This window comes from Flavobacterium sp., assembly GCF_013822155.1.
Taxonomy (GTDB): Bacteria; Bacteroidota; Bacteroidia; order Flavobacteriales; family Flavobacteriaceae; genus Flavobacterium.
Genome location: NZ_PNJW01000143.1, coordinates 1 through 1,890, shown reverse-complemented (window position 1 = coordinate 1,890; position 1,890 = coordinate 1). Strand labels below are relative to the sequence as shown.

General features: G+C 31.1%; 2 protein-coding genes. Both read left to right on the top strand.

Annotated elements, in window-relative coordinates; all coding sequences use genetic code 11:
- Positions 1-803 (top strand): hypothetical protein (locus C0512_RS15350; RefSeq protein ID WP_290863144.1); only part of this gene is annotated, 803 nt, incomplete at its 5' end.
- A gap of 32 nt (positions 804-835) precedes the next feature.
- The coding region (locus C0512_RS15345) for a hypothetical protein (RefSeq protein ID WP_290863142.1) at positions 836-1,890 on the top strand (1,055 nt) is incomplete at its 3' end.

Sequence of the window (1,890 nt, the reverse complement as noted above, 5' to 3'; positions counted from 1 at the left end):
ATCACGGAAAAAAAATAGATGCATTTTATATTAGTGGAACTGTTACAAAGCTAAGTTCCTATAAAGATAAAAGCTTAAAATTTCCAAAAGTAATTTGTGTTAATTGTAACAACGTTTTGACTCGACCACATGATGATGCCTATGATCAATTTATTGACTATTGCTTTAAAAACAATACTAATCTAGTAGAATTGCCAATTTTAAATTTTGAGAAGATTTACGGAGAATCTTGGAAAACTAAAAAGCTTGATTTATTCCGTTATTATGCAAAGCATGCGGGTTGTAAAATAGTAACGTCTAATGTTAAAGCAGATGTCAGCGACCTGGCTCAATTTATTAAGGGTGGAATTGAAGTTAGTGATTTCGTTTTACGTTTTGAGCAGAAGGATGGTGTTCGGGCTATAATGCATGCATTTAATCTTGGCGGCAAGTATCATCATCTTTACAATTCAGAAACTATAAAATGGGATTATCCTTTCTCCCCTAAGTTTGGTGGCTGGCTAACAAATAATTATATTACTGCAAATTGGGTTTTCGGGAAGGACATTAATATTAATTCAAAAAATATATTTCTAAGTAAATATGAAATTGTTATTATAAGCGATTCTGATTTCTTCGAAATAGATAAAGCAGAAGAACAAAATGAAGATGAATTTTCTAGATTAAAGTTTATTGATCAATATATGATAGGATTTGAAAATGGTTATCATAAAACATTTGAGGATAAGGTAAAATACTGCGAAAGTCTTATACATATTAATAATTCCTTTGAAATATATGAAAGGCTAATGAAAATACCTTAATAGGTTTTTAGTTTAAATTTAAAAATAAAGTTATGCCACTAAGTCGCGGAAGAAAAAAAAATAAGAAGAAGCCACAGAAGAAAAAAAGAGCTAATCATGATTACGAGGAATTCGACTCCAATGGAACAAAAATCTATCGCGAGGGTAAAAATCTTTTTATAAAAACAAATCGATCTGAGCAGCAACAAAAAGATCTAATTGAGAATATAAAAAAACATCGACCGGAGATTCTAAAGTCGATGAAAGATTCTATTATAAGGGTGACTGATATTTTTTCAGCATATAACAATTTCCAATTGCTTGGGGGGTTGGGGTACAATCTATATTTAAATCACGATAACCCTGAAGATGATGGAGCATCAGAATTAATGCTTGAATACGGATTAAGTTTTGCAACTGCCATTAAAGGTAATCCTAAAAAGGAAGCAACATCAGAGATTATTAATGAACTAATAGATTCATTATACAATATCAGAATGTTTTACAATCAATTCATTATGACGGAATTTGTTGAGAAAAAACATTCTGAAATAGAGAATCACCTACGATTCAAAACGATGCTTGAATCCCTTTTTATGAGAGGAGATGGTTATATGCAACATATTTACCAGATATATGAAGAACTATTTTCTGGACATGATGAATTTTTGTTAAAGCATTACGGCTTTAAAAGTTCAGATATTTTGGAAACAATCAAACAACTGGAGGATTCGTTCTATGCTCGAATTATTTTGCCAAATAGAATGCCTCACTTTAAATCATTTGAAAGATTTGAAGCTTGGCAGAAATCAAAAGGGTTAAAGCATTTTCTTATGGGTGATGATAAACCAATGATTGACTTTCTTACTGATAATCCAGACTTAGCGGAAAATGGAAAGCCTGCAGCATACTCAATATTAGATATTAAAAGTTACGACAAACTCTATAAAATAAGAGTGAGAAAACCGATTCATCTAAAAGTTGTGGAAGCTTTGTCCCAAAGGTTTGGAGATAATCTCGATTTTCTTAACCCTAAATATGCTGGTCTCCCCTTGAATGAAAGTCTTTCTGCAATTAAACCTATAATCCTACATGAAAATGAATATTA